Raw genomic sequence first — 24,874 nt, 5'->3', positions numbered from 1 at the left:
ATTCTAACGGGACGGCATGAGCACTCTGCCGCAAGATCACTTCGACGAACTCAGCGCCCTCATGATCAGCCAACTACGGATCAAGGGCCGCAATTTCCCTGCGCAGGTACGCCGCGCAGGGCGTCTTTTGCCGCGCCGAATTCGGCGTGATGCGAAGCATTTGATCGAAAGCGCCAAGATCACGCAGAACCCCAAACTCGCGCGCATGGTCGACCCCACCAAGACAGAGACGGCCTATCGTAACATCAAGTTATATCTCGAAGATATCGACCCGCGCGAGCGTCGGATCACCCAGGCGTTGAACATGCTTGCCTCGATCGCAATCGTGCTGATCGTGACCGTCGTGCTGGTGGCTTACGTGCTGGTGCAACGGGGCTATATCTGACCGGGCTGCGATCCACGAGCGTTACAGTCGCAAATGCCACGTAAAGCAGCAGATACCACGAGCCAAGCTTGGCCATGCTAACCAATTCGGTCAGGCTTTGCCCGCTGTAAATCCATGTCCCGGTGAGCGTGCCGATATTCTCGGCCAACCATAGGAAAATACTGGAAAACCCAGCGGCGACCGGCAGTGGCATCCAATACCAGCTTTGCCCGATGCGAAACCAGATGCGCGTCCGCACATAAAAAACAAGCGTCGCCGCAAAGAGGATGTACCGCGCATCCCAGATGAAGTGATGTGCGAAAAAATTGACATAGACGCATATGGCCAGACCGAAGTGCACCGCCATCGGCGGGAAGGGTGCGAACTGCATGTCAAACAGCCGAATGACCCGCGCCATATAGCTGCCGACAGAGGCATACATGAACCCCGAAAACAGCGGCACGCCGTAGATTTTAAAGAATGCGGCTTCGGGATAGACCCATGATCCCGCGCTGACTTTGAACCACTCCATCGCCGTGCCGGTCAGGTGAAAGATCAGGATCGCACGTGCCTCGGCCCAGGTTTCCAGATTGAACCGCAAAAAGATCGCCTGCAGGGCAAGTGCGAAGAGAAACAGTGCGTCATAGCGTGCCAATGGCCAGTCGCTTTGCCAAAACAGTTTCGTGCCGATAATCGCCGCCAGCAAACTGGCCCCGAACAGGCAGGCCCAAGCTTGTTTGGCGGTAAAAAGGATGAATTCGGCAAGCGCTGCGGGCACGCGCCTGCGCAACCATCGCCCCATGCGCCGTTCATATAGTCTGGTCTGGTTCATAACCTGCGGTATATGAACCAGACCATCAGATTTAAAGCGCGGTTTGTGCAGAAATCGTGCACTCTCAGATGCTTACGATGCGCGGAACTTAGAATTGGGCGTTATCGTGCCTTACATTTCCGAATAGATCGGGAACTTGTCGCAAAGCGCCTCAACCTCGGCTTTGACCTTTGCCTCGACCGCGGCATTGCCCTCTTCCCCATTCGCCGCCAGCCCATCGGTCACTTCGACGATCCAATCTGCGATCTGGCGGAATTCGGGCTCTCCGAAGCCGCGAGTCGTACCTGCGGGCGACCCAAGACGCACGCCAGAGGTGACGGTCGGTTTTTCGGGGTCAAAGGGGATGCCGTTTTTGTTGCAAGTGATATGGGCGCGGCCCAATGCCTTTTCGGTCGCGTCGCCCTTCACGCCTTTGGGGCGCAGATCGACCAGCATGACATGGCTGTCGGTGCCGCCGGTGACGATATCAAGCCCGCCTTTCATCAGCTGATCAGCCAAGGCCTGAGCGTTCTTGACCACCTGTTCTTGGTAGCTTTTGAATTCGGGGCGCAGCGCCTCGCCAAAGGCTACGGCCTTACCGGCGATCACATGCATTAGCGGCCCGCCCTGAATGCCGGGGAAGATGGCAGAGTTGAATTTCTTTGCCATCGCTTCGTCATTGGTCAGGATCATGCCGCCGCGCGGCCCGCGCAGCGTTTTGTGTGTCGTGGTCGTGGCCACATGCGCATGCGGAAACGGCGAGGGGTAGAGCCCTGCGGCAACCAGTCCTGCGAAATGCGCCATGTCGACCAGCAGGTAAGCCCCGACGCTATCGGCAATCTCGCGCATCCGGGCAAAATCGATGATGCGCGGAATGGCGGACCCACCGGCGATGATCATTTTTGGCTGATATTCGGTCGCGAGTCGCGCAACTTCATCGTAATCCAGCAGGCTGTCTTGTTGGCGTACGCCATATTGTACGGCATTGAACCATTTGCCCGACTGGTTGGGCTTCGCCCCGTGGGTCAGGTGGCCGCCTGCATCCAACGACATGCCAAGGATCGTGTCGCCAGGCTGTAGCAGCGCCTGAAACACGCCTTGGTTGGCTTGCGATCCTGAATTGGGCTGCACGTTGGCGAAATCACAGCCGAAAAGCTGCTTGGCGCGGTCGATTGCCAGATTTTCGGCTACGTCCACATGTTCGCACCCGCCGTAGTAGCGGCGCCCCGGGTAGCCTTCGGCGTATTTATTGGTCATCACGCCGCCCTGCGCTTCCATTACAGCGGCAGAAACGATGTTTTCCGAGGCGATCAGCTCAATCTCTTTGCGCTGACGTTTCAGTTCTGCCTGCATGGCAGCGTGGATTTCAGGATCGCGGGTGTCGAGCTTTTCGGTGAAAAAGCCGCTGTCGCGTACGGTGACATTCATGGATAAATCCCCTTGGAAAGCGCTGTGTTTGCGCCCTGATAGCGCAATGGGCGGGGGTTCAGAAGTGTCAAAACGACCAAGATGTTTATGAGCGCGTCATGAAGGTTTCGTATCGGCGGCTTGCGTTTCGGGTGCGATCACCGCACAAATCATCGGAACCTGAGGAAAACCTTTGATGCTGCGCCCCCGGATTGCCTTTACCGCCAGCCCTGTGCCGAATGCCCAAGCAGCGCTTGTCTTGCTGTCCGAACGGTATGGTGATGTCTCGCCGGCGGATGCGGATGTGATTGTGGCGCTGGGGGGCGACGGGTTCATGTTGCAGACCCTGCATGCGACAGAAGGGCTGGATGTGCCGGTCTATGGGATGAACCGGGGCACGGTCGGTTTTTTGATGAATGAATATGGAGAAGACGACCTGCGCGCGCGTTTAGATGCTGCCGAGGAAGAGATCATCAACCCGCTTTTCATGGCGGCGCTGACCGTCGATGGTGAAATGTACGAAGCGCTGGCCATCAATGAGGTTAGCCTGCTGCGCGGTGGCCCGCAGGCGGCCAAGCTGCGGATCACGGTGGATGGCAAACTGCGGATGAATGAACTGGTTTGCGACGGGGCGCTGGTATCAACGCCTGCCGGGTCAACCGCCTATAACTACTCTGCGCATGGTCCGATCCTGCCCATCGGGTCGGATGTTTTGGCGCTGACGGCGGTTTCTGCCTTTCGTCCCCGCCGTTGGCGTGGGGCGCTGCTGCCCAAGGGCGCTGTGGTGCGGCTGGATGTGATCGACCCGGCCAAGCGCCCGGTGATGGCAGAGGCGGACGGCAAGTCGGTGCGCAATGTGGCCAGCGTCGAGATACATTCTGCGCCGGAAGTGGCCCATCGGATCTTGTTTGATCCGGGCCATGGGCTGGAGGAAAGGTTGATCAGGGAACAATTTGCGTGAGGCATGCTATGTCATTGTCCTTTGTACGTTCAATTCATCGGGTCCGACCAGCGTGATAGGTCCACCGATTCCACACAGGGAACTTGATCCCATTTGGGACGACGTCTTCGCGGGCGATGAAAAGGTGCTCTGGGTTGGGCGACCGGATCACGGCCGTGACTTCTGGGAATTCGAGGGGCAGGAACTCGTCTATTACCGCAGTATGCTCGTTGGCGGTGTAATCGTCTGGACGGCGGGTTTGCTTGCCGACCACGCTTCGGTCGCAAACGCAATTCTCGCTTATTCATGCTTGTTTATCTTGACTACAGCAGGCTTCGCGTTCTTCTGGTTCAAAGCGTCATCGCGCGCCTATGTGATGAGTAATCTTTTTTATGCGGTTACAGAAAATTGCGCCTACATCGTGCGGCGCGGCGGAAATTATAGAACTGCGTCACGCAGATACCTTTTATCGTTTCCGTTCGAGGCAAGATATGCGTTTTTGCTGTATCCGGGGCGCAAGTATGATGCTGTCCAAATTGGTTCGCTTCTTGACGATAACACAGTCCAACCGTTCGGTTTCGGCCTGACACATCCAGGCTGGCCCATTGGACGCGCAGTCGGAGTGATCCCGGCATTGTTCGAAAGCGTTGAGGATGCCAAGCAAATGCAAGCTTGGTTGCAGCAATTAACTGATAGCCTGCACGATTAGCTCCTGCCATAGCCGAGCGGAACCAGCGCCTCTTTGATTTCGTCTAGGACTGCGGGGTCGTCAATCGTGGCGGGCATTTTGAACGGTTCCCCGTCTGCGATCTTGACCATGGTTGCCCGCAAAATCTTGCCGGACCGTGTCTTGGGCAGTCGGTTCACCACGGCAAGGAGTTTGAATGCAGCCACCGGCCCGATGGTGTCGCGCACGGATTTGACCACCTCTGCTGCGATCTCTGCGTGCGACCGTTCGCAGCCCTTGTTCAGGCAGATAAAGCCCAGCGGCAACTGGCCCTTGAGCGCATCGCTTACCCCGATCACCGCGCATTCGGCGACGTCCGGATGGTTGGCCAGCACCTCTTCCAGACCGCCGGTGGACAGGCGGTGCCCGGCCACGTTGATCACGTCATCGGTGCGGGCCATGATGTAAAGGTAACCGTCTTCGTCGATCATCCCTGCATCGCCGGTTTCATAGTAGCCGGGGAAAGTTGTCAGGTAGCTTTTCACGAAACGGTCTTCGGCATTCCAGAGCGTGGGCAGCGTGCCAGGGGGCAGGGGGAGTTTTACTGCTATTGCGCCCAACTCTCCGGCCTTTACCGGGTTGCCACCTTCATCAAGGATCTGCACGTCAAAGCCGGGCATCGCCACAGTGGGGGAGCCGATCTTGACCGGGAGCGGCTCAATCCCTGCGGGGTTTCCTGCGATGGTGTAGCCGGTTTCTGTCTGCCACCAGTGGTCATATACGGGCACGCCCATGACCCGCTGGGCCCATTGGATCGTGTCCGGGTCCGCCCGTTCCCCCGCGAGGTAAAGCGCGCGGAGGCACGAAATATCGTAATCCTTGATCATGTCGCCTTGCGGGTCTTCGCGTTTGATCGCGCGGAACGCGGTCGGGGCTGTGAAGAAAGAGCGCACGTTGTGTTCTTCGATCACCCGCCAGAAGGTGCCCGCATCGGGGGTGCCCACTGGTTTACCCTCGAACACCACGGTGGTGTTGCCGTGGATCAGGGGGGCGTAGCAAATATAGGAATGGCCCACGACCCAGCCCACATCCGAAGCCGCCCAGAATACATCACCCGGATCGACATTATAGATGGATTTCATGGTCCAGTTCAGCGCTACCAGATGGCCCGCAGTGGGCCGCACGACACCCTTAGGCGCGCCTGTGGTGCCTGAGGTATAAAGGATATAGGCAGGATGGTCGCCTTTTACAGGCACGCATTCCGCAGGTTCCACGCCTTGCTGGAAGGTGTGCCAGTCATAATCGCGCCCTTCGATCAGCGTTGCACGTTCCTGATCGCGTTGAAAGATCACGCAGAAATCCGGCTTGTGAGTTGCCGCCTCAATCGCGCCGTCCAGTAGGGGTTTGTAGTGCACAATCCGGCCCGGTTCGATCCCGCAGGACCCGGCGATGATTGCTTTGGGGGTTGCGTCGTCGATCCGCACGGCCAGCTCATGGGCGGCGAAACCGCCAAAGACGACCGAATGGATAGCCCCCAGACGGGCGCAGGCGAGCATTGCCTCCAGCGCCTCTGGCACCATTGGCATGTAGATAATGACCCGGTCGCCTTTGCCCACGCCCTTGGCCCGCAAGGCCCCGGCGAGCGACGATACGCGGGTCAGTAGTGCGGCATAGGTGATCGTTTGCTTGGTGTCTGTGACGGGGCTGTCATAGATGATGGCAGGCTGGTCGCCGCAGCCATTCGCGACGTGGCGGTCAACGGCGTTGTAGCAGGTGTTAACCTCTGCATCCGTGAACCAGCGGTAAAGCGGGGCTTTGCTATCATCCAGCGCCTTGGTCGGGGCAGTGACCCAGTCGATCGCCTTGGCCTGGTCCATCCAATACCCTTCCGGGTCGTTCTGCCAGGTGGCATATACCTCCGCATATGTCATGCTGCTCCTCCCAAAACAAACAATGCTCAAGGGATAAGCGCGCGGCGGGCGGTGGGCAAGACATGAGTGCTTTCGGTTGGTTTGCGCTGCAAAGAAATTGACAGATTTGCGAGGTGTTGTGTTGGTTGTTTTTCAAGCCCAGACAGACGGATTTTTCAAATGCTATGAAACGAAGATTTGATTTGCCATTGTTTCCATTGCGAATAAGGTGACTGCTGTGAGGTGGCATTGTGCCGCCTCCGACTCACAGGACAACATGCCATGGATAAGCAAGGCAAATCCCCCAAGAAGAAAAAGCAACCGGCTGCGCCCACACCAGCGCCGTCGGCGGTTTCGATCAAATCAGCGTCGAAAAAATAGGGGTTCTTACCCCTGTCTCCCTACCTGAAAGCGAAAGGGCGGGGTCGCCGTAAGGCCACCCCGTTTTGTTCAGCCGTAATGCGCGACAGGTGTGCCCGCCAGCGCGGACATATTGAGCAACCCGCGTGCCGTGATCGACGGTGTCACGATATGGCAGCGGTTCCCCATGCCCATCAGGATCGGGCCGACCTCTAGTCCGCCCGCCTTCATCTTGAGCGCATTGCGCACGGCTGAGGCCGCGTCGGTGTTGGCAAAGACCAGCGTGTTGGCCGCTCCGGGCAGGTGCGCTTCGGGAAAGACTCGGTTGCGCAGTTCCACATCAAGCGCGGAATCCACATGCATTTCGCCCTCATAGGCAAAGTCACGCGGCGCGCTGTCGAGGATCTCCATCGCTGCCCGCATCCGGCGGCCCGTGTCGCAATCAAGGTTGCCAAACTGACTATGAGAGCAAAGCGCGATCTTCGGGTCCATCCCGAAGCGACGCACGTGCCGCGCCGCGCCGATCACCGTTTCGGCGATCTGTTCCGGTGTCGGTTCCGGATGCACCTGCGTGTCGGCAATGAAGAGCGGCCCGTCTTCGAGGATCATCAGTGAAAGCGCGCCAACCGGGTGATATTGCTCTGTTCCCAGAATCTGGTTCACGTATTTCAAGTGCCACAGATACTGGCCGAACGTGCCGCAAATCAGGCTGTCAGCCTCGCCCCGATGGACCATCACCGCGCCAATGGCGGTGGTATTGGTGCGCATGATCGCTTTGGCCAGATCGGGAGTCACGCCGCGCCGCGCCATCAGCTTGTGATAGGTTTCCCAGTAGTCGCGGTAACGCGGGTCGTTTTCCGGGTTCACGATGCTGAAATCAATGCCGGGGCGGATTTTCAGCCCTGCACGTTCGCAGCGCCGTTCGATCACCTCTGGCCGCCCGATCAGGATCGGTGTGTCGGTGGTTTCTTCCATGATGGCTTGGCTGGCCCGCAGCACGCGCTCATCCTCGCCTTCGGCAAAGACAATTGTGCGTTCAGCAGTGCGCGCGGCGTCAAAGACGGGCCGCATGATCATGGCCGATTTAAAGACAGAGCGATCAAGCCGCGCCTTATAGGCGGGCATGTCGTCAATCGGACGGGTGGCGACGCCGGTGGTACAGGCCGCCCCGGCCACGGCGCTGGCAACAACACCCATCAGGCGCGGGTCAAAGGGTTTTGGGATCAGGTAGTCCGCGCCGAATGTCATTTGCTCGCCCTGATAGGCGGCGGCGGCTTCGGCGCTGGTGGTCGCACGGGCGAGGGCGGCGATGCCTTCGACGCAGGCAATTTTCATCTCGTCATTGATCTCTGTCGCGCCAGCATCGAGTGCGCCACGAAAAATGAATGGGAAACACAGCACGTTATTGACCTGATTGGGAAAATCGCTGCGGCCTGTGGCGATGATCGCATCAGGGTTCACGGCGCGCGCCTCCTCCGGGTCGATTTCCGGATTGGGGTTGGCAAGGGCAAAGATGATCGGGCGGGCGGCCATTTTGGCAACCATTTCGGGTTTCAGAACGCCGGGGCCGGAAAGGCCAAGGAACAGATCAGCGTCGGCGATGACATCATCCAATGTCGCCGGTGTCGTGCCTTGCGCATATTCGGCCTTTTGCGGGGTCATATCCGTTTCACGGCCTTCATAGACCAGCCCTTCGATATCGCAGAGCCAGACATTTTCGCGTTTCACGCCAAGTTTGAGCAGCATGTTCAGGCAGGCGATGCCCGCCGCACCACCGCCGGTTGAGACGATTTTGATATCCGCGAACGCCTTACCCGCCACGCGCAGCGCATTGGTGGCCGCCGCGCCGACGACGATGGCCGTGCCGTGCTGGTCATCGTGGAAGACCGGGATGTTCATCCGTTCCCGGCAAAGCTTTTCCACGATGAAACAGTCAGGCGCTTTAATATCTTCGAGGTTGATCGCGCCAAAGGTTGGTTCCAGCGCGCAGACGATATCGGCCAGCTTTTCGGGGTCCGGTTCGTTCAATTCGATGTCGAAACAGTCAATATTGGCGAATTTCTTGAACAGGACGGCTTTGCCTTCCATCACCGGCTTGGACGCCAACGCGCCAATATTGCCAAGCCCCAGCACGGCAGAGCCATTCGTGACCACCGCCACCAAATTGCCCCGTGCAGTATAGTCGCGGGCGGTTTTGGCGTCTGACTTAATCTCCAAACATGCCTCGGCCACGCCGGGAGAATAAGCGCGGGCAAGATCACGTCCGTTGGCCAGTGGCTTAGTCGCACGAATTTCGAGTTTGCCGGGTTTTGGGAACTGGTGATAGTCGAGCGCGGCCTGCCGCAGCCCTTTCTTGGCGTCGTCTGTCATCCGGTCCTCTCAATATGGTTTAACGTTAAACCATTTCTTCGTGCGGGAAGCTGTGCATGTGATTAAGCACGGATCGGGTTGCGTTGCAATTGGCTCACTCTGCGGCGATTGCGAGCGCGTGCTGGACCGCTGCGCGCGGTGACGTCAGCACGGGCACCCCCAGATCGGTCAGTTTCTCTGCCGCCACATCCATTGAGGCCTGCGCGAGAACGATGCAATCTGCGGGTTGCTGCGCGATAGATTGCCGGATGGCAGCGGCGATTTCATCGGCATAGTCTGCCATATTCCCAGCCTCGAACGCGGTCCAGGCATTTGAGGCGATCACCACCTGCGGGCTGATAGTTATGCCCTGCCGGGCGGCACATTCGTCAAGCACAGCCATGGTGGCTTCGCGGGTGCTTTCCAGACAAAGCGCGACGAGAACGCGCGCTCCGTGGGCGCAAGCCGCATCCATCATTGGCCGATCTATCCGGATAATATGCGGATGATGCGCCGCCGCTTCATCTGTCAGCGGTCCCAAGGTTGAACAGCTGCAGATGACCGCGTCTGCGCTGGCCAATCCTTGCAGGATCGCAATGGTTTCGGCGCGAGACGCATCAATCCCATTCCGTCGGGCGCGTTCCAGCAGTTCAGGCGCCACATGGTGTCGGCGTGTCGTCTGCGGTGCAAGCGTATCCAGCACCGCATCGAACCGTGCCACATGAACATCGCCTGTGTGCAAGAAAGCAAGATGCATGCGCAGAACCTTACGTTGAGCGGGCGCTATACGGGCCGTTTACACAACATTTATCAATAGGTGCCGCTATGCGATAGGAATTTTTGAATTCCTTACAGTTGATCAGAGGTTCTGATTCCGATTCAGGTGCCGCCGCAGCGCTTCAATCCGTTCCAGCGCATGACCTTGGGTTAAGGAGGCATTATAAGGCTCGCCCGCATTTTCACACAGCACGCGCAGCAGATCGGCCTGATCGCCGGTCATCGGTGCATCCGGATCGTGCGGGGTAGAGGCTGCGGGTTCATCCAGAACAGTTTTGGGGGGTGTGGCCATGATCGGTCTCCTTTGGTGTGATAACGCAAGTCGTCGTTACTGGTTCCGATTGCAATCGCCGGTGTTCTAACCGGGCCGTCGTCGTGGCGGTAAGGCTAGCCTTACTTTGCGCAACCTAGGGCTTTGTGGCATAATCCCACTACATTTCGATAGGATGCTATTATGTCAAACGTTGATGCAAACGACGATCAGCCCATTGGTTGGCTGAAGTGGATCATGGTGCAGATTTTCAATGCTGATAGGGATATCGGGCTGTACATTGCTGCTGGGCTGGCAGTGCTTTTTTCCGCCATCATGGCGACAAAGACGGGGGTTTCAGCTGATGGGCTTCAGGCCTTTGTCTGGCTGATCGGAAAGGTTGTGCTGGGCGCGGCAGTGGCGATCATCCTGCTCGGTGCCTTGCGTGGATCTTATATTGGGCGCGTCGCGGGCAAAGTTTTAGGTGGCGTGGCGACAGTGTATTGCCTGCTGGGTGTAACCCAGCTTGTACTCGCTGATCGCTTCACCCCGCCTGTTGCGCGGGCGGCCTGCCTCGCAAATCCGTTTCAGCAGGGCTGCGGGTTGAGCGCAGAATATGGTCGGCAGGCGGTGGAGGAGGCGGAGCTCATTAACGTCGCGCTGGCTGCGCCAGTGGAGCCGCAGGTGGTGAGCCGCCCGCGCGCCTTGCCCGGTGGTGCGATTGTGACTGAAGACGTTATCCTTCCAGAAACGCCCTACACGCCACCTGCGGCGAATGCGGTTTATATCCACTTTGCCGGTGCTATCGAGAGAGAAAAAGTGGTCGCTGCGGCCGAGCTTCTTAATGAGGCCGGCTGGCAAGTGAAAGGCTCCGATCGGGGCGGCGAACGCCTTGCGATTGCGGCGGGGTTGAACGAGGTCCGCTATTTCAACGAGGCTGACGAAACAGTTGCGCTGGAACTGGCGCGGCAATTCGCTGGACATGTGGATTGGACAGATGTCGGTGCATTGAAGGTAAGGGACTTGTCTGATGCAGGATTCAATCCAGCATCGGATCACCAGTTCGAAATTTGGACCAGTCGTAACTAAGGCTGTGTCTGCCACTGTGCCGCTATTTTCGAGGGCTCGCGCTAAGGTTCTGCGGGCTCTTGCAAACCGGTTTCCAAATCAGCACTCTGGCGAGACCTGAATTTGCCGGAGGTTTCATGTCCCTGATCGACACTGCCCGCGAAGTGCGTGAAAACGCCCATGCGCCTTATTCGAATTTCAAGGTGGGTGCCGCGCTGCGGGCCACATCGGGTGCCGTCTATGCAGGCTGCAACGTGGAAAATATCGCCTATCCCGAAGGTACTTGCGCCGAAGCCGGGGCGATTGCCGCCATGGTCGCAGCTGGGGACAACGAGATTGCCGAAATCGCTGTGATTGCGGATTGCCCGAAACCGATCAGCCCCTGTGGTGGTTGCCGTCAAAAGATCGCTGAATTCGCAAAGGGCGAAGTGAAGGTCATTTTGACGACGCTTGATGGCGTCACGCAGGAAACCACGGTTGCCGCGTTGCTGCCGGGGGTTTTTGACGCCGACCATATGAGCCGGGTTTGATCAATGGATGCCCGCGCGATCATTGCCAAGCTGCGCAAGCATCAAACCCCTGATCGTGCCGAACTGACGTGGTTCGCCAAGGGGTTGGCCGATGGCGCAATCAGTGATGCGCAGGCGGGTGCCTTTGCGATGGCTGTGTGTTTGAACGGCCTAAGCGACGAGGGACGCGTTGCCCTGACCCAAGGGATGCGCGACAGCGGTGATGTGCTGCGCTGGGATCTGCCGGGCCCTGTGCTGGATAAGCATTCGACCGGGGGCGTGGGCGATTGCGTGTCACTGATCCTTGCACCTGCCTTGGCGGCTTGTGGTGTTTTTGTCCCGATGATCTCTGGCCGTGGGTTAGGTCACACCGGCGGCACGCTGGACAAGCTGGAAGCCATTCCGGGGCTGAATATCAACGTAACTGAGGATCAGCTGCGTCGCATCACGCGTGATGTGGGCTGCGCGATTGTCGGGGCGACGGGGCAGATTGCCCCTGCCGATAAGCGGCTATATGCGATCCGGGATGTGACCGCCACAGTCGAAAGCGCGGATCTGATTACTGCCTCAATCCTGTCAAAAAAGCTTGCCGCAGGGTTAGAGAGCCTGATCCTTGATGTCAAATGCGGGTCTGGTGCGTTCATGAAAACACCGCAGGAGGCGCGCGCGCTGGCTCGGGCGCTGGTCGATACGGCAAACGGTGCAGGCTGCCGCACAGAGGCGCTGATCACCGATATGAACGAACCGCTGGCCCCAGCACTGGGCAACGCGGTTGAGGTGGCGGTCTGTATGGAAATCCTGTCGGGCAACAAGCTGGCCGCGCCGCGGTTGCACGATCTGACCGTGGCCCTCGGCGCGCGGTTGCTGGTGATGCAGGGCGCGGATGATGCATCCGCGACCGGACAGGTGGAAGAGGCGATCAGCTCTGGTGCGGCGATGGAGCGTTTTGCAAAGATGGTCGCTGCCCTTGGTGGCCCGCCTGACATGGCCGAGGATTGGCACACACATCTACCCAAAGCGCCTGTTGTCAACGCAGTCGCCGCGCCAGAGGCAGGGCATATCAGCGCGATTGATGGAGAGGCATTGGGCCTTGCCGTGGTTGCCCTTGGCGGTGGCCGCCGGGTGGAAACCGACCGGATTGACCCTGCCGTGGGTTTCACCGATATGGTTGGCCTTGGCGAGAAAATCGACCAAGGCGCGCGCCTTTGCACCGTACATGCTGCGACCAAAGACGCTGCAGACAAAGCCGCCCGCGCTGTGCAGGCTGCCATTAGGATTGGCGATGCGCCTGAAACCGGCCCGCTGATCATCGAAAGGATCACCTGATGCCCCGCGCCTTTCTAATCGTGATCGACAGCGTCGGCATCGGTGGTGCGCCCGATGCGCAGATGTTCTTTAACGGCGACGTCCCTGATACGGGTGCGAACACAGTGGGGCATATCGCGCAGACCGCCGGGTTGAACGTGCCTGTTTTGGATGCCTTGGGGTTGGGGGCTGCGGTGCAGCTTGCCTCTGGATTGGATGCGCCGGGGCTGGGGGGCACACCCACTGGCGCATGGGGGGCGGCCACGGAAATCTCGCCCGGTAAGGATACCCCATCGGGCCATTGGGAACTGGCGGGCGTGCCGGTGCCGTGGGAATGGCAGGTTTTTCCGGACACTGATCCGGCCTTTCCGCCCGATCTGACCGCTGAAATATGCGCGAAAGCAGGCATCGACGGCATTCTGGGCAATCGCCACGCCTCTGGCACTAAGGTCATCGAGGATGAGGGCGAAGCACACCTGAAAACTGGCTGGCCGATCTGCTATACTTCTGCCGATAGCGTGCTTCAGATTGCGGCACATGAAGAGGCATTTGGGCTGGACCGGTTATTGCAGCTTTGCAAAGACCTTGCCCCCACGCTGCACGCAATGAAGGTCGGCCGGGTCATCGCGCGGCCCTTTGTGGGCGATGTTGGCAGTTTCAGCCGCACCGGCAATCGCAAGGATTTCGCTATCGCGCCTCCATCACCGACCATCTGCGACTATGTGCACGACGCCGGGTGCAAGGTTTATGCTGTGGGCAAGATCGGCGATATTTTTTCCATGCGCGGGATTGATGATCTGCGCAAAGGGCGCGACGCGGTGCTGATGGACCATGTGAATGATCTGGTGGATACGGCGGCTGATAGGGCGCTGGTCTTTGCCAATCTGGTGGAATTTGACAGCGAATACGGCCACCGGCGCGACCCAAAGGGCTATGCGGATCATCTGCAATGGTTCGACGGCGCATTAGGAAAGCTGCTGCCCAAATTGCGCGCGGATGATCTGTTGATCGTAACGGCTGATCATGGCAATGACCCGACATGGATTGGCACGGATCACACCCGCGAACGGGTTCCGGTGCTGGTGTATGGGATCGGGGCGCGGACATTGGGGCAGGTGGCGTTTACCGATGTGGCCGCCAGCATCGCCGATCATCTTGATGTGCCTTACAATGGTGAAGGAACCAGTTTTCTATGACCTTTCGCGCAATCCCCAAGGCTGAACTGCATACCCATCTGGAGGGCTGCGCGCCGCCATCCTTTATCAAAGGTCTGGCCGCAGAAAAGAAGATCGACATCAGCAAGATCTTTGCGCCGGACGGTGGCTATGCCTTCCGCGATTTCGACCACTTTCTTCAGGTTTACGAGGCGGCCTGCACCACGTTGCAAAACCCCGAGGATTTCCGGCGCCTGACCATGGCCGTGCTGGAAGAAACCGCCAGCCATGGCGTTGTTTATATGGAGACCTTCGTCTCGCCCGATTTTTGCGGCGGTGGCGATCTGAGCGCGTGGCGGGATTACCTTGCTGCGATGGAGGATGCCGCGCTTGAAGCAGAAGAGAAGCTGGGCATCACGCTGAAAGGTATTGTCACGGGTATTCGTCATTTTGGGCCGGATGCATCCAAGCCAGCGGCGCGTTGCGCGGCAGAAACCAAAGGATCATTCATCACCGGCTACGGCATGGCCGGGGGTGAGATGGTCGGACGGCCCGGTGACTACGCCTACAGCTTTGACATGGCGCGCGAGGCCGGATTGCGGCTGACCTGCCATGCGGGCGAATGGGGCGGTCCTGATATGGTGGCCGACACAATCCGCGATCTGGGCGTTGAACGGATCGGCCACGGGATCAGCGCGGCAGATGATCCGGCGCTGATGGCGGAAATCGCCGAAAAAGAGATCGTGCTAGAGGTGTGCCCTGGCTCTAACGTTGTGCTGAAAGCGGTGGGTGGCTGGGCAAGCCATCCCATTGCAAAGCTGCGGGATGCCGGGGTGAAGGTGACGGTTTCGACCGATGACCCGCCCTTTTTTCACACAACCATGACCGCAGAATACGACATGCTGCATAAGACGTTTGGCTGGGACGTGGATGATTTCACGGCGCTGAACAACACCGCTCTTGCCGCCGCATTCTGTGATGATAAAACACGGGCCCGCGTGGCCAAACGACTGGAGCCTGCCCCATGACCGAACACGTCACCCATGTTACCCACCCGCTGGTGCAGCACAAGCTGACCCTGATGCGGCAGCAGGATACTTCCACGGCAGTCTTTCGGCAGCTTCTGCGCGAAATCAGCCAGTTGCTGGCCTATGAGGTGACGCGCGAATTGCCGATGACGACAAGGCGGATCGATACGCCGTTGCAGCCAATGGATGCGCCAGTGCTGGATGGTAAAAAGCTCGCTCTGGTGTCGATCTTGCGGGCGGGGAACGGTCTGCTGGACGGGATTTTGGAATTGGTGCCTTCGGCCCGTGTCGGCTTTGTCGGCCTTTATCGGGACGAGGAAACGCTTCAGCCGGTGCAGTATTACTTCAAGGTTCCGACCGAACTTGAAGACCGGCTGGTGATCGCCGTTGATCCGATGTTGGCGACCGGTAATTCCTCGGCCGCTGCTATCGACCTGCTGAAGAAGGCTGGGGCGACCAATATTCGGTTCCTTTGCCTGCTGGCAGCCCCCGAAGGGATCGCGCGGATGAAAGAGGCCCACCCGGATGTGCCGATTGTTACCGCCGCGATTGACAAAAAGCTGAATGAAAAAGGCTATATCGTGCCGGGTCTTGGTGATGCGGGCGACCGGATGTTTGGCACGAAGTAGCGTCGGATCTTTCCGGCGTCAGCGATTGCAAATATTTTGCAGTCGCACCCAGTCACTGTCGTTGAGGATCGCTGGGGCGTCCGGTGCTGCCGCTGCACGGGGCACAGTTTCGCCCGGGGCCATGCGGGTCGCAAGGTAGGGACCCATCGGCACACGGGCTGCGGCAAATACCCGATCCATGCTTGCAGGGTCCGCAATTGGGGGTGCCGCTGCGACAATCGCCTGCGCGTTTTCCTGCAATATCTCTGCCGGAACCTCGCCTGTGGTCAGCAGGCGAAATGTTGTGCGCAGACCGGCACGCTGTAACAGCGCATCCAGCGGGTCATGATCCTGTGCTGTCGCACGCGCTGCCAGAATATAGCCGGCAGCGACGGCGGGATCGTCAGACAGTGTCAGCACGCCACTGTCCAACAGGATGATGCGTCCGGGGATCGCGACAGAACCTTGCGCCAGATCGGGCACCACGATGATCTGGGTGTCCGTCTCTGCCCCGAACAGCCGTTGTGCCAGCTGCGCCGCGGCCGCCGTCGCGCGCGGCTCCCGGCAGAGACTGCCGTTTTCTGTCTGGATATAGCCCAGCATCGCCGCGCCGATTTCAACCCGTTTGGTTTGGGGCACGACGGCGAGGGTTTGCCGCGTCAGCGCGCCGGGCAGCCAGAATATCGCGAGCGCGAGAAGCGCCATCACGATCCCGGCGGTAATCCAATGGCGCAGCTTGCCCGGCTTGGGGCGGGCTTTGTCCAGCGCTTTGCGCACCTCTTCGATCGCGTCGATCATGAGATCGTCGGCGATTTCGAGCGTTTCTTCGGCGTCGGTGTCCGGGGCGAAGACTGCAGGGCGCACGCCGGGGTTTTGGCGCAGGATCGCGGGCAGGGACCAATGGGCAACCGGGCGGCCCGCCCCGTCTGCAATAACCAAAGTGGCGTCGCCGAACGACACGGCGACATCTTTGCGTTGCGCCTGCGCGTCTGCACGCCACAGCCCGCCGCTTTCTAGCCGCACATATTTATCGAGTGCCGTCATTGCCCCAACCGCCCTTTTTTGCCAGAGTATCGCGCAGAGGCGGGCTTGTCATGTCGGTATTAGACGAAGCGTGGTCGCGGGCCGAATACTGCTTTGTTCTTTGCGGTAAGAGGTCCCGGATCAGGTCCGGGACGGCAGTTTTGCCAGATTGCGCAGTTCGAATTTCTGAATTTTCCCGGTCGATGTTTTCGGCAGCTCCTGAAACACAACGGCCTTGGGGGTCTTGAACCCCGCCAACCGGTTGCGCAGGAATGCGATTATCTCTGCCTCATTCGCCTGCGCGCCTTCTTTTAACTCGACAAAGGCGCAGGGCACTTCGCCCCATGTTTCATCCGGTTTGGCCACAACTGCGCAGAGATTGACTGCGGGGTGATGCATCAATGCGCCTTCCACCTCGACCGAGCTTATATTCTCACCACCGGAAATGATGATGTCCTTTGCCCGATCAGAGATTTGCATCATCCCGTCCGCGTGTTGCACGGCCAGATCCTCTGAATGGAAATATCCCCCTTTGAACGCCTGTTCCGTGGCTGCAGGATTCTTGAGATACCCTTTCATCACCGGGTTGCCGCGCATCACAATTTCGCCCTGCGTCGTGCCATCCATCGGGACCTGTTCCATCTGCTCATCCACGACGGTCACATCTTCAACCATCGGAAAGGCGACACCCTGCCGTGCCTTGATTGTTGCCTGTTCATCGCCGGACAGATCGTTCCAGTCAGGGTCCCAGATGCATTCGGTCACATGGCCATAGGTTTCGGTCAGCCCGTAGACCTGTTTGACGTCGAAGCCTAGCTTGCCAATGGCGGTTAGCGTGGCGGGGGCGGGGGGCGCGCCTGCGGTAAAGAGTTTAACCACATGGCTGAAATCGCGCCGCTTTTTCGCGTTCACGATCATGTTCAGCACGATGGGCGCGCCGCCAAAATGGGTCACGCTTTCATCAGCGATGGCGTCATAAATGTTCGCAGCGGTGATATCGCGACAGCAGATCGCAGTGCCGCCAAGGGCGGGCAGCATCCAAGTGTGGTTCCAGCCGTTGCAGTGAAACAAGGGCACGATTTGCAGATAGCGCAGGAAGAGCGGGAGTTCCCAGCTGATCGGCGTGCCCATTGTCATCAAATAGGCCCCCCGGTGGTGATAGACGGCGCCCTTTGGCTTCCCCGTGGTGCCAGAGGTATAGTTCAGCGCAAGGCTTTCCCATTCATCCTCTGGCATGATCCATGTGAAATCCGGATCGCCGCTGGTCAAGAAATCTTCGTAATCTTGCTGTGCGCCTAGCCCCGGCACGCCTGCCTGATCGTCCGGCACTTCGATGATCAGCGGGGCAGGGCCGTCCATCAGATCGACCGCTTTCATGACCATAGGTAGAAACTGGCTATCGACCAGCGCCAGCTTTGCTTCGCCGTGGTCTAGGATATAGGCCACCGTAGCGGGGTCGAGCCGCGTGTTGATCGTATTCAGGACTGCACCGCAGGCAGGCACGGCAAAGGCGGCCTCTGACTGGGCGGGTATATTCGGCAGTACGGTCGCGACCACGTCGCCGGGCGTGACACCTGCCTTGACTAAAGCAGAGGCAAGCTGCGAGACGCGCATGTGGTAGTCGGCGTAGGTGCGGCGCAACGTCCCGTAGACCAATGCCTCGCGCCCGGCAAAGACACGCGCCGCCCGCTTGAGATGCGATAAGGGCGTCAGGGGCACATAATTCGCTGCGCATTTGCCCAGCCCGGTTTCGTCACGCATTTGGCCCATGATCTGTCCCTCCCCGACACATCCATCTGACAAGAGGATGCAGGCCGCTGGCAAGTACGAAATTGTAAACAGCGCGTGGTGGAGGTCCCGGATCGAGTCCGGGACTGTGTGGCACTTGGTGTTGATGTTTGCTGCAAAGCTACTGGCCTTGACCCGGTGCTCTTTGATCTGAGAGCGTTTGCAATTCAGGGACGCGGACGTTTCCAATGGCGGCGAGGTCATGCGGGCTGAATGGTTCCACATGACCTATGAAACTTGATGGAGAGGTACGGAAATGTAATACACTGCGGGCCTTTCATCTGGATACCGCATATGGACGACACTCTGCCAGTTCGACAGCATGTTGTCGCAGTTCTGCGCGCTGAAATTCTCTCGCTTCGGTTTGCACCGGGGGAGAAGCTCGTGGAACGGCGGCTTTGTGAAATGACGGGTGCCTCGCGCACCGCGCTTCGCGAAGGGTTGCGTCAGCTAGAAGCGGAAGGGTTGATTGAGATTATCCCCAATCGTGGTCCTATCGTGCCGAAACTGACGCGCAAGCAGGCGCAGGACATCTATCACCTGCGCGGCGTCTTGGAGGCCGATCTGGCGCGACAGGCGGCGCAGGCGGCGACAGGGCATGATCTGATCGCGTTGCGCGACGTTGCTGGTCGGGTTACGGCGGCGATGACAGAAGGCGACCGTATGTCGCTTGTTGAGGCCAAGACTGAATTTTATGAGTGGCTTATACGTCTTTCTGATAATGCTGAGACAGCTTTGGTTGTGCGCAAACTCTTGGGTCGAACCGCGATCATTTGGCCGTCTACGATACTGGCAGATTTTCCGGCAAACGATCAAGGCATCCACCATTTTACCGATCTTATCGATGCAATCGCGGCGCATGATGGTGATCGCGCGGCGCAGGCCGCCCTGATCCATGTCCAATCAGCCGGTGAATTTGTGACTGCCTATATGGATTCGGAAATGTAATACAAAAATCTTGATTTATAGATTTTTGTATTACATTAATAAGCCATCTCATTGAAAGGAGATGGTATGACCACGCATCAATTTATCCATGATTTTGACGCCAAGCGCACCGCGCTGGTGTTGATCGAGTGTCAAAACGAATGGCTTGCGCCCAATGGCAAGCTACAGGCGGTGATTGAAGATCCCACGCAGTTTGAGAGCGCTGCGAAAGGTGCCTTGGCACTTTTGGGCATTGCGCGCAAAGCGCAGATCCCTGTCGCGCATGTTGGGTTGCAGTTTCGTTCTGGGTATCCGGAAATGGGGGCAGGTGGCTTTGGGCTTCGCGGTGCGATCAAGCAGTTTGGCACATTTCCGGAAGGTTCTGACGCCAGTAAGTTTGCACCGGGCTTTGAACCACATCATGATGAGTTCGTCGTCAGTGGTCGCGTCGGTGGCTCGGCTTTTGCCGGGTCCAACCTGGATATATGGTTGCGTAATAACGGAATCGACACGGTCATCCTTGCCGGGTTTGCCTTGCATGTCTGCGTAGAAAGTTCGCTGCGCGCAGCCCATGATCTTGGGTATTACAGCTATTTAGCCAAGGATGCTTCGGCTGCATTCAACGCAGCGCAGCGCGCGCATGTGCTTTCGGATGTTGTGCCTCAGTTTGGCAAAGCCGTGTCCAACGCAGACCTAAAATCCCTGCTGCTGTCGCAAGAGGAGCTGACCGCATGAAACACCTTGTTTTGGCTCTTGGCCTTTCCTTTTTCCCTCACACATTAATCGCAGAGACAGTGATGACACCGATCAATCCCCCATTCGTGAATATCCCCGGCGTTTCACAAGCTGTGCTCGTCGAAGGTGGCCGTACATTGTATATTTCCGGTCAGGTGCCCTTGGGTGCTGAAGGCCTTGTCGAAGGCGGTCTTTTGGCGCAAGCGGATCAGGCCTTTGCGAATTTCTCGGCAACGCTCGAGGCCGCAGGCGCAGACTGGCGCAATGTGGCGCGTGTGACATTCTACATCAAGGACTACGACCCAGCACAGTTGGAGGTCATGAGGGAGTTGCGTGACAAATGGATCATAACCGATGTGCCGCCCGCGTCAGCCTTGATCGGGGTTGCATCGCTCTTTCATCCAGACGCATTGATTGAAATTGATGGGATCGCCGTGCTCCCTTAAGGCCGCACTGAATACTTTACTTGAGTAATTTTATTGAAGTTCACGGGCTGTCGCAACATATGCGCGGATCACGGCGCACCCCATGCTCGGGGTGCGCCGCATTGATTACGCTGCTTTGGCGTCTTCGCCGAAGCGTTTGTAGAAGGATTGGTTTTTCTCCGCCATCTCGCGCAGCAGGGCGGGGGTGGTGAACCGAGGGCCGAACGCGGCCGTTAGCTGGTCGCATCGTTCTGCCGCATAAGGTGTGCCGATGATATCGAGCCAGCTGAACGGGCCGCCTGACCATGGGGCAAAGCCCCAGCCGAGGATCGCACCTACGTCACCTTCGCGGATGTCTTCCAATACGTTTTCTTCCAGCGCGCGTACCGCTTCCAGCACCTGTGCGAACATCAAACGATGCTGCACTGTGTGCAGTTCGGGCTGCTCATCTGCCACCGGGTATTGCGCGGCAAGCCCATCCCAAAGGCCCGTGCGCTTGCCCTTGTCGTCATAGCTGTAAAACCCGCTGTTGGATTTGCGGCCAAGACGTTTCTGGTCATACATCCAAAACAGCACCTCATCGACCTCACCATCGGGGTAGGCATCGCCCATCGCGGCTTTGGTCGCCTTGGCAATTTTCACGCCCAGATCAACAGAGGTTTCATCAACCAGTTGCAGCGGCCCCAGTGGCATCCCCAGTAGTTTTGCAGCGTTTTCGATCAGCGCGGGTTCCACGCCTTCTTTCACCATCCGAATGCCTTCGTTGATGTATGGGATGATGCAGCGGTTGGCGTAGAAGAACCGTTCATCATTGACCACAATCGGCGTCTTGCGGATCTGGCGCACGAAATCGAGCGCTTTGGCTACGGCCACATCCCCGGTCTGCTTGCCCTTGATGATTTCCACCAGAAGCATTTTGTCGACGGGGCTAAAGAAGTGGATGCCGATGAATTTCTCAGCGTCTTGCGAGGCTTTGGCCAATTCGGTGATCGGCAGGGTCGAGGTGTTGGTGGCGAAAATACAGTCAGCCCCGGTGACCGCCTGTACCTTTTGCGTGACCTCAGCTTTAACGCCCACATCTTCGAAGACGGCCTCAACAATTAGATCGCAGCCTTCAAGCGCAGCGTAATCTGTCGTTGCGTTGATCAGGCCAAGCACCGCGTCCTTTTTTTCGGGCGTTGTTTTCTTGCGCGCGATCCCTTTGTCGAGATGCGCCGTGGTGTAGGCCTTGCCCTTATCCGCGGCCTCTTGCGTGCTGTCGATCAACACGACCTGAATACCCGCAAGGGCAGAGACCAGCGCGATGCCTGCGCCCATCATGCCTGCGCCAATCACGCCGACCTTCTTGACCTTCTGGTCAGGGGCTTCGGGTCGGTTGGCGCCTTTTTCTAGGGCTTCCTTGTTGATGAACAGGCTGCGGATCATCGCGGTGGACGAGGGGTTCATCAGAACATTGGTGAACCAGCGCGCCTCAATCTTCAGGGCGGTATCAAAGGGGACGAGTGCACCTTCGTAGACGGCAGACAGCAAGGCTTTGGCGGCGGGGAAGGCACCTTGGGTCTTGCCGTTAACCATGGCAGACGCGCCCACAAATGTCATGAAACCAGCAGGGTGATACGGCGCGCCGCCGGGCATTTTATAGCCCTTTTCATCCCAGGGTTTGACGATCTTCGGTTCGGACAACACCCATTCCTTGGCTGCGGCCAGCGGGTCTGCGACAACTTCGTCGATCACGCCAGCGGCTTTGGCTTTCTTGGGGTCGTTCAGTTTGCCCTCTAGTAGCAGGGGCGATGCGCCCATCGCGCCCAGTTTGCGGGACAGGCGTGTGGTGCCGCCCATGCCGGGGAAAATGCCGACCATGATTTCCGGCAGGCCGATTTTGGCCTTGGGATTGTCGGCGCAGAAAATGCGGTGACAGGCCAGCGGGATTTCCAGCCCGATGCCAAGCGCGGTGCCGGGCAGGGCGGCGGCGATTGGCTTGCCGCCTTTGTTGGTTTTGGGGTCCATGCCGGCGCGTTCGATCTTGCGCAGGATCATATGGGCGCCCATCAGCCCTTCGAACAAGCCACGGGCCGGATCATCGCCTGCGCTTTCCTTCATCTTGGCAATAACGTTCAGGTCCATTCCGCCGGCAAACGTGTCCTTGCCAGAGGTAATGACAACGCCTTTGACCGCATCGTCGGCCAGCGCATCGTCGACCAATGCCTCCAATTCCGGCCATGCGTCCATCGACATGACGTTCATGGATTTTCCCGTCACGTCCCAAGTGATGATTGCGACGCCATCGGCGCCTTTGTCCATCGTAAAGTCAGTCATTTGGATGTCCTTTCAGGATCTGTATCTAAGTCGAGGTCAAGGTCTGGCAGGCGCGGTTGCGCGGCCACCTTGGCCCAAAGATGAATGGTGTCTGATGTGTTCAGCATGGCGTTGGCGCTATGGGTTTCACGCCAAAGCCCGTCATCACAAAGCACCAGACGGATGCGGTTGGGGTAGGGTGCGATGATCCGTTTGCCGTGACGGATCAGATGGCTTTCATGTACGCCGCGAATTTCGGTTTCGCTTTCGAAATGCGCCTCTGTTGCGACCCTGACAAAATCCGTCAAGCCGATGCCTTCGTATTTCCGTGCGAATTTCTGAAAAGTATTTCGCATGGCATCAATGTCGCGCGTGATTTGCACACCGGTTTCGGTCTGCATCTTGTGGCAAAGCGATAACCCTGCGAAACGCTTCAAAATCCTTGCGCATCATTGCATCCGTCGCCCGGTCAAGATGGCGCTGGTAGATCAAGCGCGCTTCGGTGTTGCGGTTGGTTGCCGGTGTCAGTGCAGAAGCCATCGGATCAGTGCTGCCCAATGCGTAATCAGAAGACATGATTTTCCAATTTCCGTCATGTCGTCGCAGCACAGAGTAAACCGGAAAGGCCGGTGTCACCTCGCGCCCGTGCGAAATCACATGCGACGTATGGGTCGCACGCACCTCGTCCGGGCCGTAGAATGCGGCCGCCTCGCAGACGCGCTGCAAGTCGGTCACATCAAGGGATTGGTAATGCTGGCACATCTGGTCAAATGTCGTCCGTAGATCATCGCGCGTATAAAGCCGGATTTCCGAGCTTGCGGTGGTCATGACATGCGGCAGAGCAAAGACGGCGGCGAGGCTTTCGAAATCCTGTTGCAAGAGGGCGTCTGCCGTTACTTTCAACAGGTATTCTGAAATCTCCTGCGCCGTCGTTAATTTTGGCTGCCGCATCCCATCCTACACCCGTTCGATGATCGTTGCCGCCCCCATACCAGATGCGATGCACAAAGTCGCGAGTCCTGTGCCTTTGCCGGTGCGCTCCAGCTCATCAAGAAGGGTTCCGATGATAATTGCGCCAGTTGCACCCAGCGGGTGCCCCATCGCGATAGACCCACCATTGACGTTAACCTTGCTGTCATCGACATCGAAAGCCTGCATGAAGCGCAGCACGACTGACGCAAAGGCTTCGTTCACCTCAAACAGGTCCAGATCGGAAATCGCCATGCCGCTATCGGCAAGTATCTTTTCCGTAACCGGCACGGGGCCTGTCAGCATGATGGTTGGATCGGTTCCGATTTTAGCCGTCGCCCGGATCACGGCGCGGGGTTTGATGCCCATCGCCTCGCCATATTCCTTAGACCCGATCAGGACACCGGCGGCGCCATCAACGATCCCCGAAGAGTTCCCGGCGTGGTGGATATGGTTGATCTTTTCCAGATGCGGATATTTCATCAGCGCGACTTTATCAAAGCCGGGCATCACCTCGCCCATTTGCTGAAACGCAGGGTTCAGCCCGCCAAGTGATTGCATATCAGTGCCGGGGCGCATGTACTCATCGCGGTCCAGAATGGTCAGACCGTTGATATCGGTCACCGGCACGATGGATTTGGCAAAGCGGTTGTCTTCCCACGCAGCAGCAGCGCGCTTCTGACTTTCCATCGCCAGTTGGTCGGCTTGATCGCGGGTGAACCCGTATTCGGTGGCGATGATATCAGCCGAAATCCCTTGAGGAACAAAATAGCTGTCCATCGCGATAGAAGGATCAACGGCAATCGCCGCCCCGTCACTGCCCATCGCCACGCGGCCCATCATTTCAACGCCGCCCGCGATATAGGCGCTGCCAGCCCCGCCGCGCACTTGGTTTGCTGCAAGGTTCACGGCTTCCATGCCGGAAGCACAAAAGCGGTTGATGGCAAGGCCGGGGATTGATTGATCAAGATCAGAGGCGAGCACAGCAGTCCGTGCAAGGCAGCCGCCCTGTTCGCCCACCTGGGTGACATTGCCCCAGATCACATCCTCAACCGCGTGACCGTCAAGGTTGTTACGCTCTTTCAACGCGTTCAACACGCCAGCAGACAGGCGCGTTGATGTCACCTCATGCAGGCTGCCATCCTTGCGGCCTTTGCCACGCGGTGTGCGCACTGCGTCATAGATATAAGCTTCGGTCATGGTTT

Annotated in this window: 24 protein-coding genes; 12 read left to right on the top strand and 12 right to left on the bottom strand. The window is 58.3% G+C overall.

Going from position 1 to position 24,874, the window contains the following annotated elements:
• Positions 1-16: 16 nt before the first annotated feature.
• On the top strand, positions 17-385 hold the full coding sequence (locus ACJ5NV_RS00190) for a hypothetical protein (protein ID WP_411641332.1): 369 nt from the start codon (positions 17-19) through the stop codon (positions 383-385).
• Here ACJ5NV_RS00190 and ACJ5NV_RS00185 read toward each other — a convergent pair.
• On the bottom strand, positions 288-1,166 hold the full coding sequence (locus ACJ5NV_RS00185; RefSeq protein WP_411641331.1) for a DUF817 domain-containing protein: 879 nt from the start codon (positions 1,164-1,166) through the stop codon (positions 288-290). The genes ACJ5NV_RS00190 and ACJ5NV_RS00185 overlap by 98 nt on opposite strands.
• A gap of 141 nt (positions 1,167-1,307) precedes the next feature.
• Positions 1,308-2,603 carry a serine hydroxymethyltransferase gene (gene glyA, locus ACJ5NV_RS00180; protein ID WP_411641329.1) on the bottom strand — a complete coding sequence of 432 codons (1,296 nt, stop codon included), beginning with the start codon at positions 2,601-2,603 and terminating at the stop codon, positions 1,308-1,310.
• A gap of 175 nt (positions 2,604-2,778) precedes the next feature.
• Between glyA and ACJ5NV_RS00175 the strand changes: the two genes are divergently transcribed.
• Complete coding sequence (locus ACJ5NV_RS00175; RefSeq protein WP_411641328.1) at positions 2,779-3,543, top strand: NAD kinase; 765 nt, start codon at positions 2,779-2,781, stop codon at positions 3,541-3,543.
• Complete coding sequence (locus tag ACJ5NV_RS00170) at positions 3,536-4,231, top strand: hypothetical protein (RefSeq protein WP_411641327.1); 696 nt, start codon at positions 3,536-3,538, stop codon at positions 4,229-4,231. Before ACJ5NV_RS00175 ends, ACJ5NV_RS00170 begins: the two co-directional genes overlap by 8 nt.
• Here ACJ5NV_RS00170 and ACJ5NV_RS00165 read toward each other — a convergent pair.
• The 4 genes from ACJ5NV_RS00165 to ACJ5NV_RS00150 all read right to left on the bottom strand — a co-directional run bounded on the left by ACJ5NV_RS00165 (position 4,228) and on the right by ACJ5NV_RS00150 (position 9,877).
• A complete protein-coding gene (locus ACJ5NV_RS00165) occupies positions 4,228-6,120 on the bottom strand; it encodes a propionyl-CoA synthetase (RefSeq protein WP_411641325.1) in 1,893 nt (630 codons plus the stop codon). The genes ACJ5NV_RS00170 and ACJ5NV_RS00165 overlap by 4 nt on opposite strands.
• 429 nt (positions 6,121-6,549) lie before the next feature.
• Positions 6,550-8,829, bottom strand: coding sequence for an NADP-dependent malic enzyme (locus ACJ5NV_RS00160; protein ID WP_411641323.1), 2,280 nt, complete (start codon positions 8,827-8,829; stop codon positions 6,550-6,552).
• A gap of 94 nt (positions 8,830-8,923) precedes the next feature.
• On the bottom strand, positions 8,924-9,565 hold the full coding sequence (locus ACJ5NV_RS00155) for an aspartate/glutamate racemase family protein (RefSeq protein ID WP_411641321.1): 642 nt from the start codon (positions 9,563-9,565) through the stop codon (positions 8,924-8,926).
• 102 nt (positions 9,566-9,667) lie between these two features.
• Entirely contained in the window at positions 9,668-9,877 is a 210-nt protein-coding gene (locus tag ACJ5NV_RS00150) for a DUF3072 domain-containing protein (protein ID WP_411641319.1), read from the bottom strand.
• Between the two features lie 162 nt (positions 9,878-10,039).
• Between ACJ5NV_RS00150 and ACJ5NV_RS00145 the strand changes: the two genes are divergently transcribed.
• The 6 genes from ACJ5NV_RS00145 (at position 10,040) to upp (ending at position 15,528) form a co-directional block, all read left to right on the top strand.
• On the top strand, positions 10,040-10,924 hold the full coding sequence (locus ACJ5NV_RS00145) for a hypothetical protein (RefSeq protein WP_411641318.1): 885 nt from the start codon (positions 10,040-10,042) through the stop codon (positions 10,922-10,924).
• A 116-nt stretch (positions 10,925-11,040) separates the two neighbouring features.
• Positions 11,041-11,433, top strand: coding sequence for a cytidine deaminase (locus ACJ5NV_RS00140; protein WP_411641316.1), 393 nt, complete (start codon positions 11,041-11,043; stop codon positions 11,431-11,433).
• 3 nt (positions 11,434-11,436) lie between these two features.
• Positions 11,437-12,738: a thymidine phosphorylase gene (locus ACJ5NV_RS00135; protein WP_411641314.1), complete on the top strand. Its 1,302-nt coding sequence runs from the start codon at positions 11,437-11,439 to the stop codon at positions 12,736-12,738.
• Positions 12,738-13,913 (top strand): phosphopentomutase, encoded by a 1,176-nt coding sequence (locus tag ACJ5NV_RS00130; RefSeq protein WP_411641312.1) that lies wholly within the window; start codon positions 12,738-12,740, stop codon positions 13,911-13,913. Before ACJ5NV_RS00135 ends, ACJ5NV_RS00130 begins: the two co-directional genes overlap by 1 nt.
• Positions 13,910-14,899 (top strand): adenosine deaminase, encoded by a 990-nt coding sequence (locus ACJ5NV_RS00125; RefSeq protein ID WP_411641311.1) that lies wholly within the window; start codon positions 13,910-13,912, stop codon positions 14,897-14,899. Before ACJ5NV_RS00130 ends, ACJ5NV_RS00125 begins: the two co-directional genes overlap by 4 nt.
• A complete protein-coding gene (gene upp, locus ACJ5NV_RS00120; RefSeq protein WP_411641309.1) occupies positions 14,896-15,528 on the top strand; it encodes a uracil phosphoribosyltransferase in 633 nt (210 codons plus the stop codon). Before ACJ5NV_RS00125 ends, upp begins: the two co-directional genes overlap by 4 nt.
• Positions 15,529-15,546: 18 nt before the next feature.
• On the opposite strand, the gene ACJ5NV_RS00115 is transcribed toward upp, so the two are convergent.
• Positions 15,547-16,551, bottom strand: coding sequence for a hypothetical protein (locus ACJ5NV_RS00115; protein WP_411641307.1), 1,005 nt, complete (start codon positions 16,549-16,551; stop codon positions 15,547-15,549).
• 120 nt (positions 16,552-16,671) lie between these two features.
• A complete protein-coding gene (locus ACJ5NV_RS00110; protein WP_411641305.1) occupies positions 16,672-18,300 on the bottom strand; it encodes an AMP-binding protein in 1,629 nt (542 codons plus the stop codon).
• A gap of 312 nt (positions 18,301-18,612) precedes the next feature.
• Here ACJ5NV_RS00110 and ACJ5NV_RS00105 point away from each other — a divergent pair, with 312 nt between their 5' ends.
• From ACJ5NV_RS00105 to ACJ5NV_RS00095, 3 genes are all read left to right on the top strand, one after another.
• Positions 18,613-19,266, top strand: coding sequence for a GntR family transcriptional regulator (locus ACJ5NV_RS00105; RefSeq protein WP_411641303.1), 654 nt, complete (start codon positions 18,613-18,615; stop codon positions 19,264-19,266).
• A gap of 66 nt (positions 19,267-19,332) precedes the next feature.
• Positions 19,333-19,980: a cysteine hydrolase family protein gene (locus tag ACJ5NV_RS00100; protein ID WP_411641302.1), complete on the top strand. Its 648-nt coding sequence runs from the start codon at positions 19,333-19,335 to the stop codon at positions 19,978-19,980.
• On the top strand, positions 19,977-20,426 hold the full coding sequence (locus tag ACJ5NV_RS00095; protein ID WP_411641300.1) for a RidA family protein: 450 nt from the start codon (positions 19,977-19,979) through the stop codon (positions 20,424-20,426). Before ACJ5NV_RS00100 ends, ACJ5NV_RS00095 begins: the two co-directional genes overlap by 4 nt.
• A gap of 105 nt (positions 20,427-20,531) precedes the next feature.
• Here ACJ5NV_RS00095 and ACJ5NV_RS00090 read toward each other — a convergent pair whose 3' ends face one another.
• The 4 genes from ACJ5NV_RS00090 to ACJ5NV_RS00075 are packed head-to-tail and all read right to left on the bottom strand — an operon-like array spanning position 20,532 to position 24,869.
• The gene (locus ACJ5NV_RS00090) at positions 20,532-22,721 is read right to left on the bottom strand and encodes a 3-hydroxyacyl-CoA dehydrogenase NAD-binding domain-containing protein (RefSeq protein WP_411641298.1); all 2,190 of its coding nucleotides are present in this window, start codon (positions 22,719-22,721) and stop codon (positions 20,532-20,534) included.
• Positions 22,718-23,056 (bottom strand): hypothetical protein, encoded by a 339-nt coding sequence (locus ACJ5NV_RS00085; RefSeq protein ID WP_411641296.1) that lies wholly within the window; start codon positions 23,054-23,056, stop codon positions 22,718-22,720. The genes ACJ5NV_RS00090 and ACJ5NV_RS00085 overlap by 4 nt, the downstream gene beginning before the upstream one ends.
• A gap of 4 nt (positions 23,057-23,060) precedes the next feature.
• Positions 23,061-23,651, bottom strand: a complete 591-nt coding sequence (locus tag ACJ5NV_RS00080; RefSeq protein ID WP_411641294.1) for a hypothetical protein — start codon at positions 23,649-23,651, stop codon at positions 23,061-23,063.
• Between the two features lie 6 nt (positions 23,652-23,657).
• Positions 23,658-24,869, bottom strand: coding sequence for an acetyl-CoA C-acetyltransferase (locus ACJ5NV_RS00075; protein WP_411641293.1), 1,212 nt, complete (start codon positions 24,867-24,869; stop codon positions 23,658-23,660).
• Positions 24,870-24,874 lie beyond the last annotated feature (5 nt).

It is taken from the genome of Loktanella agnita, assembly GCF_046640325.1.
GTDB lineage: Bacteria > Pseudomonadota > Alphaproteobacteria > Rhodobacterales > Rhodobacteraceae > Yoonia > Yoonia agnita.
Note: the sequence above shows the minus strand (reverse complement) of the source record. Positions and strands in the feature narration are given on the sequence as shown.